The sequence below is a fragment of the Rossellomorea sp. GQ25 genome (assembly GCF_059758515.1).
In genome coordinates this window covers 188,728-204,766 of record NZ_JCAXEQ010000002.1, presented here as the reverse complement: position 1 = coordinate 204,766, position 16,039 = coordinate 188,728, and the positions used below count along the sequence as shown (strand labels likewise).

Genomic DNA, 16,039 nt, shown 5'->3' with positions numbered 1-16,039 from the left:
AGTGAACCTACATGATTCGAATCGTCATTGCAGAGGATCAGGAATTATTACGAGGAACCATGACCTCCATACTCAACCTGGAAGACGACATGGAAGTAGTCGGCCAGGTAAAGGATGGGCAAGAAGCACTCACCCTTGTCCACCAATTGAAACCAGACCTCTTTATCATGGATATTGACATGCTGGAGAGGGACGGACCTCTGGAAGCCGTGAAGACAGTCGGATGTTATTTGCTTGTATTGACGACATTTCCGAAAAAGGGTTATTTAGAGCGGGCTCAACAATTCGATGCAGGTGGGTACTTACTGAAGGACAGTCCAAGTGAAGAGCTGACTTCCTCGATTCGCAGCATAGTGGAAGGAAAGCGGGTTTATTCTCCGAAGTTAATCGAAGTGGATGAGGAGTCTCAGGAGTCTGGTTCATACCACATTCCCCACCCACCAGGCCCGGTGAAGAACTATTTTACATTGATCATGGATAAGATGAAGTCACCAACAGGGTGAGTTTGAGGGGTCTGTCCCCCATGCGGTTAACGCAGTGGGGGGCAGACCCCTTTTTCAATATACATGCTTGAGTTAAATCACAGTTTTTGAAATAATTGGTTGTGAGCAATATTTCGATTGTATTAGTGCTGTTTTTAGGTCCTGACAGAAATGGGAAGATCGATGCTTCTGCAGGGTTCACGGCAGGGCTTTTCTGGGTGGCGACCTTGATGGGAATCACCTATTTATTTGAAAGAAAATCAATGAAACTTTTCTTCATAAATGCCGGGTATCATGTTGTGACCTTTACGTTGATGGGTTTCATTTTAGGGCATGGAGATAGGCGTGGGGCCAGATCCCATTCCGATGATACACAAAGTTCAAATGGAAGCCTGACCCTCCTATCAAAGAGGGTCAGGCTATTTTCTGTGTACGAAAATCTACGAATAGGAAGAAGATTGAAGAACATATATAAGAAAGTAGAGGTTTAAATAGAGAAAAAAATCCAAAAGGAGGGATTTGAATGTCTCCGGGACGATATGATGTTTCAAATTGTCCCTGTTTTTATAGGGGTCATTTTTGTCATCGTGATTTCGTTCATTCTGTTCTCCATCATTAAAGGAGTGGGGGAATGGAGTAAGAATAAACAGTCACCCACTTTAAAAGTCCGAGCAAAAGTCCTTGCCAAAAGGACGGTTGTAAGAGGTGGGGGTGAATCCAGGGCCTATAGCCAATACTTTGTCACCTTCGAAGTGGAAAGTGGGGACAGGATGGAGTTAAAGGTCAAAGATACTGAGTTTGGAATGCTTGTGGAAGGAGATCAGGGGGAATTGACCTTCCAAGGCTCCCGTTATCTTGGATTCGTCCGTCACTCTCAGGAAGTTCATATGTGAAAAACGGACCCACCATACGCAACGTATGGTAGGTCCGGCTGAAGGATTACCATTCCTTCGGTTCATAATCCAAATCCTGAAACAATCGCGTCTTCTCTTTCTTAGAAAGGTCGCGCCATTGTCCTACAGGCAGATTCCCCAGTTGAATATTCATGATGCGCGTGCGCTGAAGTCGGTAGACCTCATATCCAAGAGCCTCACACATGCGGCGGATCTGTCGGTTCAATCCTTGAGTCAACGTGATTTGGAACACGTATTTTGACACCTGCTCCACTTTACAAGGCAGGGTTTTCGTTCCAAGAATCTTAACGCCCTCTGACATCTGCTTTAAGAAATCCTCTGAAATCGGGCGGTCAACAGTGACGATATATTCTTTCTCATGCTGATTTTCCGCACGGAGAATTTCGTTGACGATATCTCCATCGTTCGTCAGAAGAATCAGGCCATCTGAATCTTTATCCAGTCGTCCAATATTGAAAATTCGTAGCGGATGATTGACGAGATCCACAATATTCCCCTTGACGCCTTTTTCTGTCGTACTCGTAATTCCGACAGGCTTATTTAGAGCGATGTACACATTATTCCGGGCGACACGGACAGGGGCCCCGCTAACCTTCACATCATCCCCGGGATTCACTTGATCGCCAATCTTCGCGATCTTTCCATTAATGGTCACTCTTCCTTCTGTAATCAATTTATCTGCACCGCGTCTGGATGCTTTTCCAGCTTCGCTAATATATTTATTAATACGCATATTCAACACAACCTTAAACTGATAATTAATAATCTAAGAATATCGGAGTGGCCTTTTATTTTCAAGGGATTATCCATCGTTGATAAAAATAGAACCTCTCCCAATGGGCCATCCTACTAAATAAAAAAACAAAAAACTATTTTCAAAAAACCCCTTTACATTCACGCAACGTCAACCTGTAAAGTAAGAATTGTCAGGAGGTGAAATCATGGAATATACCGTCAAGAAACTGGGAGAGATCGCAGGAGTGAGCACGAGGACCCTTCGATATTATGATGAAATTGAGATTCTCAAGCCTGCCAGGACCAATTCGTCAGGATATCGGATATACGGGCAGAGGGAAGTCGATCGACTGCAGCAGATACTCTTCTATAAAGAATTAGGTGTAGGACTGGACGAGATCAAGGATATTCTGGATGATCCTGCCTTTGACGCAACAAATGCTTTGATGGAACACCGCGGAAAACTATTGGCTAGACGAGAGCAGCTTGATCAATTGATTGCGAATGTAGATAAAACAATAAATGTTATGGAAGGGAGAATGACCATGTCAGATAAAGAAAAGTTTGAAGGATTCAAACAAAAGATGGTCGAGGATAACGAGAAAAGGTATGGAAAAGAAGTACGTGAGAAATACGGTGACAAGGCAGTGGATGAATCCAATGCCAGAGTCATGAACATGTCACCGGAAGACCATGAAAAGGTCACGAAACTGGAACAGGAAATTAAACAAACCTTAGGGGAAGCAATTCAAACCGGTGATCCCGCAAGCGATTCTGCCCAGAAAGCGGCTGACCTCCATAAGCAATGGATCTCGTTCTACTGGGGGCATTACAGCAAGGAAGCACATGCCGGACTTGCTCAAATGTATGTGGACGATGAACGGTTCAAGGCTTATTATGATGCGGAGCAGGAAGGAGTCGCGGAGTTTTTGAGGGACGCGATTCACATTTATACTGGTCAGAAAAGCTAAGTGGAATAAACAAGAAGTACTCTCCTTCACCGATTAATGTTATGATATGAGGACGAACTAGAAAGAACGTACCCTATCATAACGGAGTGAAAAAATGAGTAAACCAAAGAAAAAGAGCGGAACGGGCCAAGGAACAGGAAAGAAAGGCTGGAATCGTTGGCAGGCTGGAGCGAATAAGAAGAAGAGTAATAAGCCGTATACGAGTAAAGGCGTAAAGCACGGTAACAAACAGGAAGATTAGAAGTAGTATGCAAGTCCATTTCCTTAGGGGGAATGGACTTTTTTCATATAGGTAGATTGAGGATTTAATCAGTGTAACTTAAACAAATATAAAAAGTATTTGCTTTTTTTACGATTTCCTGTTATTCTAAGAAAGAATTATTTTTGTTCGGTCTGTAAGGAATGAAAGTATTTAAACTTTTCGCCTTTGATATCTAATTGAGCAATAATAGTAATAAATCGTGGATTCGAGTCCACACAGGAGGAAACACACATGCAAGAAGGTACAGTAAAATGGTTTAACGCAGAAAAAGGTTTCGGTTTCATCGAAATCGAAGGTGGAGAAGATGTATTCGTACATTTCTCAGCTATCCAAGGCGAAGGATTTAAATCTTTAGACGAAGGTCAAAAAGTTACATTTGACACTGAGCAAGGTCAACGTGGACTTCAAGCGACTAACGTAAACAAAGCGTAATAGCTTTATGATGAAGGACTCTCTCGTAGAGTCCTTTTTTATTTGTCAAAAAAAAGAGTTGCCTGTCGTACAAGTAGATGGCAACTCTTCACAATTACGTTAACGCATACTTGATGATTCCCTGAATGTAAACGGAGGATTCATTCTGATTACATTCCCTGATTTTGATTTTTCCTTCTTTTTCTAACTCGGTTGCCAGATTTTCGATTGTTTGTGCTTCTTCTTTTGAAGTCATAGGAATTTCAATTGAAAAGAAGTTTCCGCGACTGGCTTGATTTAAACTTTTTAATAATCCAATTTTATTCATTGGGTCAGCCCCTTTATCTTTTACTTTCGACACAAGGATGGGTTTCTCCTTTACTGATGGAGAGTTTAAAGGTAAATTTTCAAAGGTTTTTTTAGAATGAGCCGTTGAGTTAAAAGATGAAAGAAGGGGGAAGATCATTGGTTTGTGAAGAATATAGGAAAAGATTTGCTTTTTCTCAGAATATCTGTTATTCTAAGTAAGAATTATTTTTGTTCGGTCTGTAAGGAAAGAAAGTATTTAAACTTTTCGCCTTTGATATCTAATTGAGCAACGATAGTAATAAATCGTGGATTCAAGTCCACACAGGAGGAAACAATTATGCAACAAGGTACAGTAAAATGGTTTAACGCAGAAAAAGGTTTCGGTTTCATCGAAATTGAAGGTGGAGAAGATGTATTCGTACATTTCTCAGCTATCCAAGGCGAAGGATTTAAATCTTTAGACGAAGGTCAAAAAGTTACATTTGACACTGAGCAAGGTCAACGTGGACTTCAAGCGACTAACGTAAACAAAGCGTAATAGCTTTTGATGAAGGGACTCTCTCGGAGGGTCCTTTTTTTATTGTGGGGAATAGATGAAAGTGTGAATTATTTAGGATGGTGCTGAGCAAGCCGCCTCCGCTTTTGGTGTCGTCCAGCTCCGGCGGCTAGAGGCTCGAGGTCATAAGTCAAACAGGCCAAAAAGGCAAAGAGCGCCTTTCCGGCCAATTCATCTTATGCTTGTCGGGGCTGTGCAAGCCGCCTCCGCTTTTGGATATAAAAAGGGACCGACAGCGTTCGTCGGTCCCGGAGACAACATGTTACAAGTTAAAAATGGTTAGGTAAAGCATAACACACTATTGGTAGAATACCTAAAGATATTTGAAAAGAATTTGCAGTGGGTATTTTTCCATAGAATAGAATCGACACTTTCCTATGAGAATAAGACTAATAGAAGAAGTAAATGAGGTATTAAAATGAGTATAAAACAATTTAGGGAATATAAGCTTAGTGATGATATTGTAAGGGCTCTATCTGGTTTAGGGTATCAAGCTCCAACCGAGGTTCAGTCCAAGGTGCTTCCATTGGCCCTTGAGAAGAAGGATCTTGTTGTGCGTTCTCAAACAGGAAGCGGTAAGACAGCCTCTTTCGGGATTCCGATTTGTGAGATGGTGGCGTGGGAAGAGAATAAGCCTCAAGCCCTTGTCCTAACGCCAACCCGTGAACTCGCGGTTCAAGTAAAAGAAGATATCACGAACATCGGACGTTATAAGCGAATCAAAGCGGCTGCAGTGTACGGAAAATCTCCTTTTCATCGACAAAAGCTTGAACTTAAGCAGAAAAATCATGTCGTAGTCGGTACCCCCGGTCGTGTCCTCGATCATATTGAAAAAGGAACATTTCCACTGGATAAGTTAGAGTACCTTGTGATCGACGAAGCTGATGAGATGCTGAACATGGGGTTTATCGAACAGGTGGAAGCGATTATTCAGGAGTTGCCAACAGACCGGGTAACGTTGACATTCTCTGCTACATTACCGGAGGATGTTGAAGCACTCTGCCATAAATATATGAAGAAACCTGTTCATATTGAAATCAAGGCAACAGGTATTACAACAGATAAGATTGATCATTCCGTGATTGAAGTGAAAGAGGATGACAAGCTGACTCTTTTGAAAAACGTGACAACCGTTGAGAATCCCGATAGCTGCATTATTTTTTGCCGAACAAAAGAAAACGTGGATACATTATGTGATGAGTTGGATCAGTCAGGGTATCCTGTGGATAAAATTCATGGCGGTATGATTCAGGAAGCGCGCTTTGAAGTGATGGATGAGTTTAAAAGAGGGGAATTCAGGTATCTCATCGCAACCGATGTGGCGGCGCGTGGAATTGATATCGAAAATATTACCCACGTCATCAATTATGATATCCCCATGGAGAAAGAAAGTTATGTTCACCGGACAGGAAGAACGGGCCGCGCAGGTTCTGCAGGAAAGGCGATCACCTTCTGCACACCGTATGAAGATAAATTCCTTGCCGAGATTGAAGACTATATCGGATTTACGATTCCAAAGCTGCAGCCGCCGTCACAGGACACAGTGGTAAAAGCAAAGGCGGATTTTGAACGAAAATTAGACACGGAACCTGATTTTAAATCAGACAAGTCTGAGCAGTTGAACAGAGACATCATGAAGCTCTACTTCAATGGCGGAAAGAAAAAGAAAATCAGGGCGGTCGATTTCGTCGGAACAATAGCGAAAATCGAAGGAGTGAGCGCTGACGATATCGGGATCATCACCATTCAGGAGAACCTTTCCTATGTGGAGGTTTTGAATGGTAAAGGGCCACTGGTATTGCATGCGATGAAGAAAACCACGGTAAAAGGAAAAATGCTCAAGGTACATGAAGCGAGAAAATAATGTTGCAATGCCTTCTCATAAGAGGAGGTTCTTTTTTACATCCTGCAGATTGGAGCACGATAAGTCGGGTTGCGCTCTTTCATTCTTGCTATTCTATTGAGGAAGGAGGTAGTCGAAATGGATTCATTGAAGAAAATGAATAACGCTTTACGGTACATCGAAGAGAACTTAACTGATGAAATCAATTTTGAAAAAGTGGCCCAGCGTGCGTATTGCTCGGAGTATCACTTTAAACGGATGTTTTCGTTCCTTGCAGGGATTCCCTTATCAGAATACATCAGGCGCCGCCGTTTGACCCTGGCAGCCCTTGAACTGCAAAACAGCGACGTAAAGGTAATCGATATTGCCATGAAATATGGCTATTCTTCACCCGATTCCTTTACGAGAGTGTTCCAAAAAATCCATGGAATCACTCCGTCACAAGCGAGGGGCCATTCACTCAAAGCATTTCCACCTATGACCTTCCAGTTATCCATCAGAGGAGGCAATGAAATGAATTATCGAATCGTAGAGAAAGAACCGTTTTCCATTGTAGGTATCATGAAACGGGTGCCAATCATCTTTAATGGGGTGAATCCTGAAATTGCAGCCATGTGGCAGAGCTTGGACGAGGAAATGATCAAGAGATTTAAGAGCATGTCAAATGTAGAACCACAAGGATTGGTTAGTGCATCCGTCAATTTTTCCGAAGGCAGAATGGAGGAAAAAGGGGAGCTCGATCATTATATAGGGGCTACAACAACAGAGGAATGTCCTGATGGCTTATCGAAACTTGATGTTCCCGATCTGACATGGGCTGTATTCGAAGCGGTCGGACCATTTCCAGACACTTTGCAACATGTGTGGGGGCGGATTTATGCTGAATGGTTCCCGTCTTCAAGCTATGAACAAGCAGAGGGACCAGAGATGTTGTGGAATGAGAGTAAGGATGTTGGGTCGGATGCGTTTAGAAGTGAGATATGGATACCGGTCAGGAAAAAGTAAGGAATAAGCAGCGAATTCATTCGAATTCGCTGCTTTTTTAGGATGTAGGATTCATATAGGGGGAAATCTGAGAAAAAGGTGGAGGGAATGGTTGAAGGTAAGGCTTCTTAAAGGAATGAGTGATTTATCAGCGAAATATTGATTTTATCAGCTAAATCTCAAATTTACCACCGAACTCAGACATTCAAAGATAGGCCCAACCAGCGTCTTGTTGGATGTCGCCACGTCTCGATTTGATCTGTGGTCCATTTACGAAAGATGGATTTATGGATTTGGAGTGGCTCCGGAACTCGCTCGTTTTTACCATATTGCTCAGGCAACAGGTGGGGAAGTCGTGAAAGACGATCAGCGAACTTTGCTTCAGATAAAGTGATCAATGTCCTTCAGCCAATCACCGACCAGCATAACGAAGACAAAACTTCTGCACAGACTTCAGAAGTGGGAGCGAACTGAGGAGGAAAAATGTTCAGTCAAGGAAAAGCTGCCATGGTCATCGAAGGAAACTGGGCGATTCCATTTTTAGCGGATACGTTCCTGATGTAGAATACGGAACGGCTGAATTACCGACCATCAATGGAGAAAAAGGGACAATGGCCAACACGGTTGGTTACGTGATGAATGCGGCATCAGAAAAGAAGGAAGCTTCATGGGAGCTGATCTCGTATCTGACTGGTAAAGCTTCTCTTTTAGGGGGCTCTCTTTTTTTGAATTAAAGGAGTGAAGGATATGAAAAAAATAGAGGGAAAAGGAGGAATCTTTATGGGTTTGCTGCTTTTTTTGCTGATTTGGTTGTTGCTTATGGTGTTAGGAGTCATATTGGTGGGGTGGGGGGGGTTCATTTTGTCACCAGAGATGGATTTATCAGCGAATGATGGCAGTCAAGAGTAGACTCTACCTTATGTGGGACACGGTGCCTGTTCCCTCGTCCCAGAGTTGTAAAGGTGTGAAATTGTGTAGTTTGGGTATTGTGAGAGGAAGGAGTATGTTCACGATTCTTAATTGTCTAGTTTTTATAAAAAAATTGTTATTTTATTGAATTTTGCAGTTGGTTTAGATATAGTGGGATAGATTGAAATTTTTGGGGGGAAATACAATGAAATCCATAAATGATATTGCCATCATCATTCCTGCCTATAACCCAGATGAAAAATTGACTATTTTAGTAAATGAAATTATTTCAGCTCAATTTTCACGAGTTATTATTGTAAATGATGGAAGTAAAAAAGAGTGTTCCGGTATTTTTAAAGAGTTAGAAAGAAAGAATGGATGTGTGGTGCTCCACCATAGTTTGAACCAAGGAAAAGGTCGGGCACTAAAAACGGCTTTTACATATTTTAATGAGAATTATAACGATTCTGTAGGTCTCATTACGATTGATTCGGATGGTCAACATACATTGGAGGATATGAAAAAAGTAGCAGCTAAATTAATGGAAAGTCCGACTAGTTTAGTATTAGGGTCAAGGAATTTTTCAGAAGAAAATATTCCGTTTAGAAGCAGATTCGGGAATAACCTCACAAAGGTAGTTGTGAAATTTGCCAGCGGTATCAACGTATCGGATACACAAACTGGATTGAGAGGAATTCCTGCATTATTTGTAGATGATCTGCTCGAGGTGAAGGGGGATCGTTATGAATACGAAATGAACATGTTGCTGGAATGCAAGAAAAAGAATATAAAGATAGAAGAAGTAAAGATTAAAACGATTTATATAGAAGAAAATAAATCATCCCACTTCAATCCCATTAAAGATTCTATCAAAATCTATTCGGTGTTCCTCAAGTTCATTGCATCCTCTTTTGCTTCATTTGGGATAGATATCGTTTTATTCATGATTTTCTCATTGATGTTAAAAGAGGTGTTACCCGATTCATTTATCATTGTCTCAACTGTGTTGGCAAGGATATTATCTTCGTTCATTAATTTTATGATTAATAGAAACGTAGTATTTAAATCCAGTTCATCGAATACGATGGTAAAATATTATGCCCTGAGTATCGTGCAGATGGGGATTTCAGCGCTGGGGGTACATTATATTTATTCGGCTGTAAGTTCTGGAGAGGTAGTCATTAAGGTAATCGTGGATTCTTTGTTGTTCCTGGTAAGTTTTGTGATTCAAAGGGAATGGGTTTTTAAAAATGAAGTTGGTCGTCGTGAGCTGTTGAATAATGAGTAACAGCATTGTTTCATTTTTATTATTATTCGCCTCCTTAAGCGGATGGGGACTTCTCTCTTTTAATAGAATAAAAGTGCATATCGCTTTTATTCCTATCTTTATCTTTTCATCTATAACTACAGTTGTGTTTTGTGCAGGTTTAATTAATATTATGCCTCTAGCAGTAAATCTCATTTACTACTCGGGGCTTATTCTTTTTGTTATTTACTTTTTTCTATTTTTTAGAAGAAAACAACCATTAATGCCGATGCTTCATCCAAGTATCATTGTATTTGCCCTTTCGTTACTTGCTATGATGATTTATTTGAAGGGGTTGATTTTAACCCACTATGATAATTTCAGCCACTGGGGATTAATTGTGAGGGAAATGTCTCTGATCAATGGCTTACCTGACAGTTCGACGATTGTGACGTTTCAAAACTATCCTCCTGGCAGTGCAGTGTTTATTTATTTTGTATTGGAAATATTAGGGGAACATGAAAGTTATACATTAATGGCACAGGCATTTTTAGCTATCTCTTGTGTCGTGACAATGTACTTTTTTAGTAAATGGAAGAGACCTGAAGTAATTCTTTTAACGATGGCTGCAGGTATATCTCTATTGCTTGTCAATTGGGGGAGTTTCTATAACCTTTTAGTGGATATCGTATTAGGACTGGTTGCTTTCGCCTCGGTTATTGTAGCGTATTATTATAGAGATGATTGGAAAAGGCAGCTGATTGTGAATACACCCATATTGATCCTTCTTATGCTTCTTAAAGATAGCGGGAAAATCTTTCTGGTATTCAATGTGATTCTTATTCTAGGCTTTATCTATTACTATACCTTACATAAGAAACGACTTACGAAAGATGTAAGAAAGATTGTGTATAATGCTTTATTGTGGTTGATTGGGATTCCAATATTCCTGAATTATTTATGGTTGAAATACACCATTAAAGCTTACCAAACGGGTTACGGTGCAAACAAGTTTGCGGTAACACCGAGTAAGGTCGCGAATAATGAAAAGTCCTCAGAGTTTATGGATCATATTGGCCCACAGTTATGGAAGGCATCTACAAATTTAGAATCGAATAACTTTAAAGCTGTCGTTATTGTAAATTTAATTGCCTTCATCCTATTGGTATTGATGTATGTAGTTAAAAGAAAAATATCCAAGCTGTTGGTTTTCTCCATTTTAATTTCAAATGGCTTTTACGTTCTGTACATGTTCTCTCTCTATTTCATGTATGTGTATTTAATGCCGGAATTTGAGGCAGCAAGAATTGCCGGTTTCGGCAGGTATCAATCAACGATTATTATCTATATCCTGGGTATATTAATGACAGCTGTCATCCATGAGTGGGCCCATTATTTAAACAAGAGGCCAATCTCTAAATTGATTACCCTGTTTCTTCTGGGGGGGCTATTCATATATCCGTTTAGTGGAAATGTTAAAGTGATTGCTGAAAAGCCGGAAACGTTTTCCACAATCAGATGGGAAGTAAAAAACAAATTTAGCAAGATCGCCTCAACGGGAGTCATTGATCCAGAGGTGACTTACTATAGCCCGGAGAGTAAAGATGATAGAGGTTATTTGAAATATATCGTTTCATATGAGCAGCTATCTATGAACTATTCGATCACGAACGGGTTAAGTTCTGAGGAAGAAAAAGAAAAGTTCTTTACAAGCCTCAAGAAATCAGACTTCTTAGTCGTATTGGACTCTGATAAAGAGATAAATGAATGGTTATTAAACTATATAGACATGGATAATCCTGAAGGAGTTTATAAAGTTCTGTTCGAAGATGATGAGTGGACACTTACTCCTATTTGATAAAGAAGACTATGATCCTTTTATAGGTTCATAGTCTTCTTTTTTTTATAAAATTTATTAAATATTGTAAAAAAATAATAGTAAATGACATTTTTCGAAGTATAATTGTCTTAGATAATTCAGATTAGAATAATAAATGAGTCTATTTGGCTGATTAATAGATCTGGGTTGTTCCTTACATATTAATTTTGAGAGGGTTGAATAGTTTGAACAGTGGAGTGAAAAAGAAGTTAAGTAGTATTGCTCTGTCAACTTTAGCTTTAGGTATGATTGCTTCTCCGGTAGGGGGGACCGTTTCGGCAGAAAAAGCGCCAACAAATGTGTTATCGAATGATGCTTATGTAAAATTAAAAATAATGGAAACAACCGATGTGCATGGAAGTTTAATGGATCATGACTATTATTCTGATAAACCAGTTGAAAACGGACTTGTTCGCCTTTCAACTCTGATCAAAAAAGAACGGGAAGAAAACCCGAATAATTTACTGCTGGATAATGGTGACCTGCTTCAAGGGAATCCATTTACTGATTTTATAGCTAAGGTTGATCCCTTAACATTTGTGAATCGTTTATCAGGTGATGATCGATATGAAACGGCAGTAGAGGTATCGAAAAAAGGCTGGGCGAAGTCTGATACAGTAGTCATCGCACGTTCTGATAATTTTGCCGATGCTTTAACGGGAGCGCCATTGGCTTATCACTTGGATGCTCCGATTCTATTGACGGGTACGAAGAGCTTAAATGCTAAGACAAAGGAAGAAATCAAACGTCTTGGTGCGAAAAAAGTGATTATTTTAGGTGGGAAAAATGCCGTTTCCGCTGATGTACAAAGTGATTTAAGCAAGATGAAATTATATATTAAGAGAATCCAAGGTTCTGATCGCTATGAGACAGCCTCTATGATTGCAGAGGAAGTTGGCGGAAACACGGATACCGCCATCCTTGCAGATGGATCCAACTACCCAGATGCCATTGCCATAGCACCATATGCTGCAAAGAATGGGTATCCGATTCTTTTAACAAAAAAGGATAGTGTACCAGGTACGACAACTGAATCTCTTAAAGGGAAAGATAAGACCATCATTGTAGGTGGACCTGGAGTTATTAGTGAAAAAGTTGAAAAACAACTGAAAAACCCATTGCGGATTTTCGGTCAAAATCGATTTGAAACGTCACTCAAAATTGCTACTGAGTTAGATACAGTAACCGATAAAGTGTTTGTCACAACAGGAAGAAACTTCGTGGATGGATTAACGGGATCAGTTCTCGCAGCCAAGCACGATGCTCCTGTCCTTTTAGTTGAGAAAAATGCCATGACTGATGCTGCGAAGCAATTGGTTGATAGCAGGTACGTATCCATTCTAGGTGGAGAAAATGCCGTAACTGAAGGATTAATCGAAAACGAAACGCATCCGATCTATGAAGCGATGAATTTATTAGATTATGACGCTGCAACTCTAGGAAACCATGAATTCAACTATGGGTTAGAATTCTTGGAAAATAGTATTAAAGGCGCTAACTTCCCATATGTGTCAGGGAACGTGTATAAAGATGATCATGATCAGGACCCGTCAAATGATGAAAACCTTGTAAAACCATATAAAATCGTGGACAAAGAAGTCATCGACGAAAAAGGGAACAAGCAAACGGTCAAGGTCGGTGTCATTGGCTTCGTAGCTCCTCAAATCATGCAATGGGATAAAGCGAATCTAGAAGGTAAAGTTGTGACGGAGGACGTAGTTGCGTCAGCTGAAAAATGGGTTCCGAAAATGAAGAAGGATGGAGCAGAAGTGGTTGTTGTTCTCTCTCATTCAGGCTTTGACAAAGATAAGTCCAATAAAGAAAATACCGTGTATCCACTAAGTGAAGTAGACGGAATCGATGCGATATTATTTGGGCACACTCACCTGTCCTTCCCGGGAGATGCTTCTTACAACTCACTTGAAGGCGTGGATAATAAAAAAGGAACAATCAATGGTGTGGCTGCAGTTCAAGCGAATGTTGATGGAAAAACACTTGGTGTCATTGACTTAACTCTGGAACAGATTAATGGTAAATGGAAAGTGAAAGATTCTCAATCGGAAGTTATTTCTTCAACAGGAGCAGCAGCGGATAAAGAAATGGTTGATGTCTTAAAAGATTCCCATGACAGCACCATTCAATATATAAATGGTGAAGTAGGTCAAACGGAAGCACCTATTCACAGCTTCTTTGCCCGGGTACAAGATGATCCATCCGTACAAATTGTCAGCAACGCTCAAAAAGAGTATGTAGAGCATGCCCTAAAAGGAACTGAATACGAAGACCTTCCTGTCCTTTCTTCTGCAGCCCCTTTTAAAGCTGGAAGAAATGGTGCCGGTGAGTACACAAACATTCCTAAAGGAACAGTGACGATTAAAAACGTATCTGACCTTTACAAGTATCCAAATACGGTTCAAGCGTTACTCTTAACGGGTGCGCAAGTAAAAGAATATATCGAATGGACAACAGGAAACTTTAATCAAATCGATCCGACGAAAACAGAGGAACAAACTTTGATCAATAAGGACTTCCAAGCTTACAACTTTGATACGATCGATGGCGTGACTTATGAAGTGGATGTAACGAAGCCTGCTAAATATGATCAGTCCGGGAACGTCATTAATGCAGGAGCAAGTCGTGTGAAAAACCTAATGTTTAATGGTAAGCCGGTAGAAGAAGATCAGAAGTTTGTCGTGGCAACGAATAACTATCGTGCTTCATTTACTAAGCTTGCAAATCCTGATGGGAAACGAGTAATCTATGTTTCACCAGACGAGAATCGTCAAGTAGTCATGAACTACATTATTAAAAACAAAACGATTAACCCAACTGCCGATAAGAACTGGACGTTTGCACCGATCTCTGGAAATGTTGATGTCACATTTGAGTCTTCTCCAGAAGCAAAAACGTTTGCTCAGCAAACATCGAATATTCATCATGTCGGAGAAGGTACAAATGGATTCCATAAATACAAGATTGATTTTCCTGCAGAAGAACCATTTGAAGTTCAATTATTAGGCATCAATGATCTTCACGGTCAGTTGGACACGTATAACAAGGGTTTGAATGCTGGTGGAATTGAATATTTGGCAGCCCATTTAAAAGAACGTGAAGCAACGAATCCTAACACACTAATAGTGCATGCAGGAGATGTCGCTGGGGCAAGTTCTCCAGTATCTGCGTTATTACAGGATGAACCAACCATCAAAATGCTAAATGAAATTGGTTTTGATGTAGGAACTGTAGGAAACCATGAGTTTGACGAAGGTGTAGATGAAATGATGCGCCTGATCGACGGCGGAAGACATTCCAAAACCTACTCTAAATATGGGGTATTTGAAGGGGCGAGTTTCCCTTATGTAGCGGCAAACGTATTGGATAGCAAAACGAAAGAACCGATTCTTTCTCCATATGTGGTAAAAGAGGTTAACGGAGTTCCAGTTGGATTTATCGGAATTGCTTTCTCTGATACACCTGGAATTGTCACACCGAGCGGAACAGCGGGAGTAACATTTACAGATGAAGTCGAAGCGATTAACCAATATACAGCAGAACTAAAAGAAAAGGGTGTAGAGGCGATTGTCGTCCTTTCCCATAACCCGGTGAAATCAAACACTGATGGATCCAACCCTACAGAAGAACTGGCTGATATCGCAGCAAAGGTAGACGATGAAGTGGATATTATGTTTGGTGGACACAATCATCAGTATGCAAATACGATTGTGGATGGAAAGCTTCTTGTTCAATCGTATTCTTATGGTACAGCGTTTTCGGATGTGGATTTCGTGATTGACCCGGCTTCCAAGGATATCACATCGAAAAAAGCGGAAATCGTATCTGCCGTCAGAACCATCACGCCAGATGCCGGGATTAAAGAAATGCTGGATGAATATCTTGCAGATGTTGCACCTATCCTGAATGTGAAAATTGGGAATACAACAAAAGGAATCAGCAGGGATCAAAATCCTGATGGCGAGTCTGCTATGGGAAATCTGATCGCAGATGCTATGAGAAGTCATACAGGAACAGACTTTGCCTTTATGAATCCAGGCGGTATCCGTGCAGAAATTGATGCAGGTGAAATCACATGGAAAGAAGCTTTCACTGTTCAGCCATTCGGTAATGATCTTGTAACGATGGATCTGACTGGACAGCAGGTCTATGAACTATTCGAGTCTCAATGGGCGAAAGATCCTAATGCACCAAGAATCTTACAGATTTCTGGATTGAAGGTCTCATATGATAGCAGTAAACCTGAAGGAAGCAGAATCCAATCTGTTACCACTGGAGAAGATCAACCACTTGACCTGGCCAAAACATACTCAATTACGGTGAACAACTTTATGGCAGGTGGTGGTGACGGATACACGGTTCTATTAGAGGGTAAGAATCAAGTCATTGATATCGTAGATTTAGAAGCTTTCGTTTCATACATTAAAGCACAAGGGACAGTAGATCCTGTTGAAGAAGGGCGTATTACGAAGGTTAATAAGTAAAAGTTTGTTGGAAAGCACCGGAATAATGCGGTGCTTTTTTTG

At 40.5% G+C, this 16,039-nt stretch carries 15 protein-coding genes and 1 pseudogene; 14 read left to right on the top strand and 2 right to left on the bottom strand.

All coding sequences use genetic code 11. The features are described 5' to 3' along the window. Positions 1–11: 11 nt before the first annotated feature. From AC6CIB_RS06810 to AC6CIB_RS06800, 3 genes are all read left to right on the top strand, one after another. Positions 12–503, top strand: a complete 492-nt coding sequence (locus tag AC6CIB_RS06810) for a response regulator (protein WP_498279036.1) — start codon at positions 12–14, stop codon at positions 501–503. 101 nt (positions 504–604) lie between these two features. Further along, positions 605–973: a DUF1761 domain-containing protein gene (locus AC6CIB_RS06805; protein ID WP_498279034.1), complete on the top strand. Its 369-nt coding sequence runs from the start codon at positions 605–607 to the stop codon at positions 971–973. A gap of 51 nt (positions 974–1,024) precedes the next feature. Then, positions 1,025–1,375 carry a DUF2500 domain-containing protein gene (locus AC6CIB_RS06800; RefSeq protein WP_498279032.1) on the top strand — a complete coding sequence of 117 codons (351 nt, stop codon included), beginning with the start codon at positions 1,025–1,027 and terminating at the stop codon, positions 1,373–1,375. A 46-nt stretch (positions 1,376–1,421) separates the two neighbouring features. Here the strand turns inward: AC6CIB_RS06800 and rluF are convergent, their stop codons facing one another. Further along, positions 1,422–2,129 carry a 23S rRNA pseudouridine(2604) synthase RluF gene (rluF, locus tag AC6CIB_RS06795; protein ID WP_148994458.1) on the bottom strand — a complete coding sequence of 236 codons (708 nt, stop codon included), beginning with the start codon at positions 2,127–2,129 and terminating at the stop codon, positions 1,422–1,424. Between the two features lie 208 nt (positions 2,130–2,337). Between rluF and AC6CIB_RS06790 the strand changes: the two genes are divergently transcribed. The 3 genes from AC6CIB_RS06790 (at position 2,338) to AC6CIB_RS06780 (ending at position 3,796) form a co-directional block, all read left to right on the top strand. After that, complete coding sequence (locus tag AC6CIB_RS06790; RefSeq protein WP_498279030.1) at positions 2,338–3,102, top strand: MerR family transcriptional regulator; 765 nt, start codon at positions 2,338–2,340, stop codon at positions 3,100–3,102. Positions 3,103–3,196: 94 nt separating this feature from the next. After that, positions 3,197–3,343: a DUF3934 family protein gene (locus AC6CIB_RS06785; RefSeq protein WP_082386265.1), complete on the top strand. Its 147-nt coding sequence runs from the start codon at positions 3,197–3,199 to the stop codon at positions 3,341–3,343. A gap of 252 nt (positions 3,344–3,595) precedes the next feature. Beyond that, a complete protein-coding gene (locus AC6CIB_RS06780) occupies positions 3,596–3,796 on the top strand; it encodes a cold-shock protein (protein ID WP_060671790.1) in 201 nt (66 codons plus the stop codon). Positions 3,797–3,890: 94 nt separating this feature from the next. Here the strand turns inward: AC6CIB_RS06780 and AC6CIB_RS06775 are convergent, their stop codons facing one another. Next, positions 3,891–4,136, bottom strand: coding sequence for a hypothetical protein (locus AC6CIB_RS06775; protein WP_498279028.1), 246 nt, complete (start codon positions 4,134–4,136; stop codon positions 3,891–3,893). Between the two features lie 285 nt (positions 4,137–4,421). Here AC6CIB_RS06775 and AC6CIB_RS06770 point away from each other — a divergent pair, with 285 nt between their 5' ends. The 8 genes and pseudogenes from AC6CIB_RS06770 to AC6CIB_RS06735 all read left to right on the top strand — a co-directional run bounded on the left by AC6CIB_RS06770 (position 4,422) and on the right by AC6CIB_RS06735 (position 15,997). After that, positions 4,422–4,622 (top strand): cold-shock protein, encoded by a 201-nt coding sequence (locus tag AC6CIB_RS06770; protein WP_064094055.1) that lies wholly within the window; start codon positions 4,422–4,424, stop codon positions 4,620–4,622. Between the two features lie 436 nt (positions 4,623–5,058). Beyond that, the gene (locus AC6CIB_RS06765; RefSeq protein ID WP_498279026.1) at positions 5,059–6,504 is read left to right on the top strand and encodes a DEAD/DEAH box helicase; all 1,446 of its coding nucleotides are present in this window, start codon (positions 5,059–5,061) and stop codon (positions 6,502–6,504) included. A gap of 117 nt (positions 6,505–6,621) precedes the next feature. Next, complete coding sequence (locus tag AC6CIB_RS06760) at positions 6,622–7,488, top strand: AraC family transcriptional regulator (protein ID WP_498279024.1); 867 nt, start codon at positions 6,622–6,624, stop codon at positions 7,486–7,488. 262 nt (positions 7,489–7,750) lie between these two features. Continuing rightward, positions 7,751–8,174: pseudogene (locus tag AC6CIB_RS06755) on the top strand (extracellular solute-binding protein); the annotation flags it as partial. A 40-nt stretch (positions 8,175–8,214) separates the two neighbouring features. Beyond that, on the top strand, positions 8,215–8,376 hold the full coding sequence (locus AC6CIB_RS06750; RefSeq protein ID WP_498279022.1) for a hypothetical protein: 162 nt from the start codon (positions 8,215–8,217) through the stop codon (positions 8,374–8,376). 205 nt (positions 8,377–8,581) lie between these two features. Continuing rightward, entirely contained in the window at positions 8,582–9,664 is a 1,083-nt protein-coding gene (locus tag AC6CIB_RS06745) for a glycosyltransferase (protein ID WP_498279020.1), read from the top strand. Next, positions 9,657–11,480: a hypothetical protein gene (locus AC6CIB_RS06740; protein ID WP_498279018.1), complete on the top strand. Its 1,824-nt coding sequence runs from the start codon at positions 9,657–9,659 to the stop codon at positions 11,478–11,480. The genes AC6CIB_RS06745 and AC6CIB_RS06740 overlap by 8 nt, the downstream gene beginning before the upstream one ends. Positions 11,481–11,686: 206 nt before the next feature. Further along, on the top strand, positions 11,687–15,997 hold the full coding sequence (locus tag AC6CIB_RS06735; RefSeq protein WP_498279016.1) for a bifunctional 2',3'-cyclic-nucleotide 2'-phosphodiesterase/3'-nucleotidase: 4,311 nt from the start codon (positions 11,687–11,689) through the stop codon (positions 15,995–15,997). The last annotated feature ends 42 nt before the right edge of the window (positions 15,998–16,039 follow it).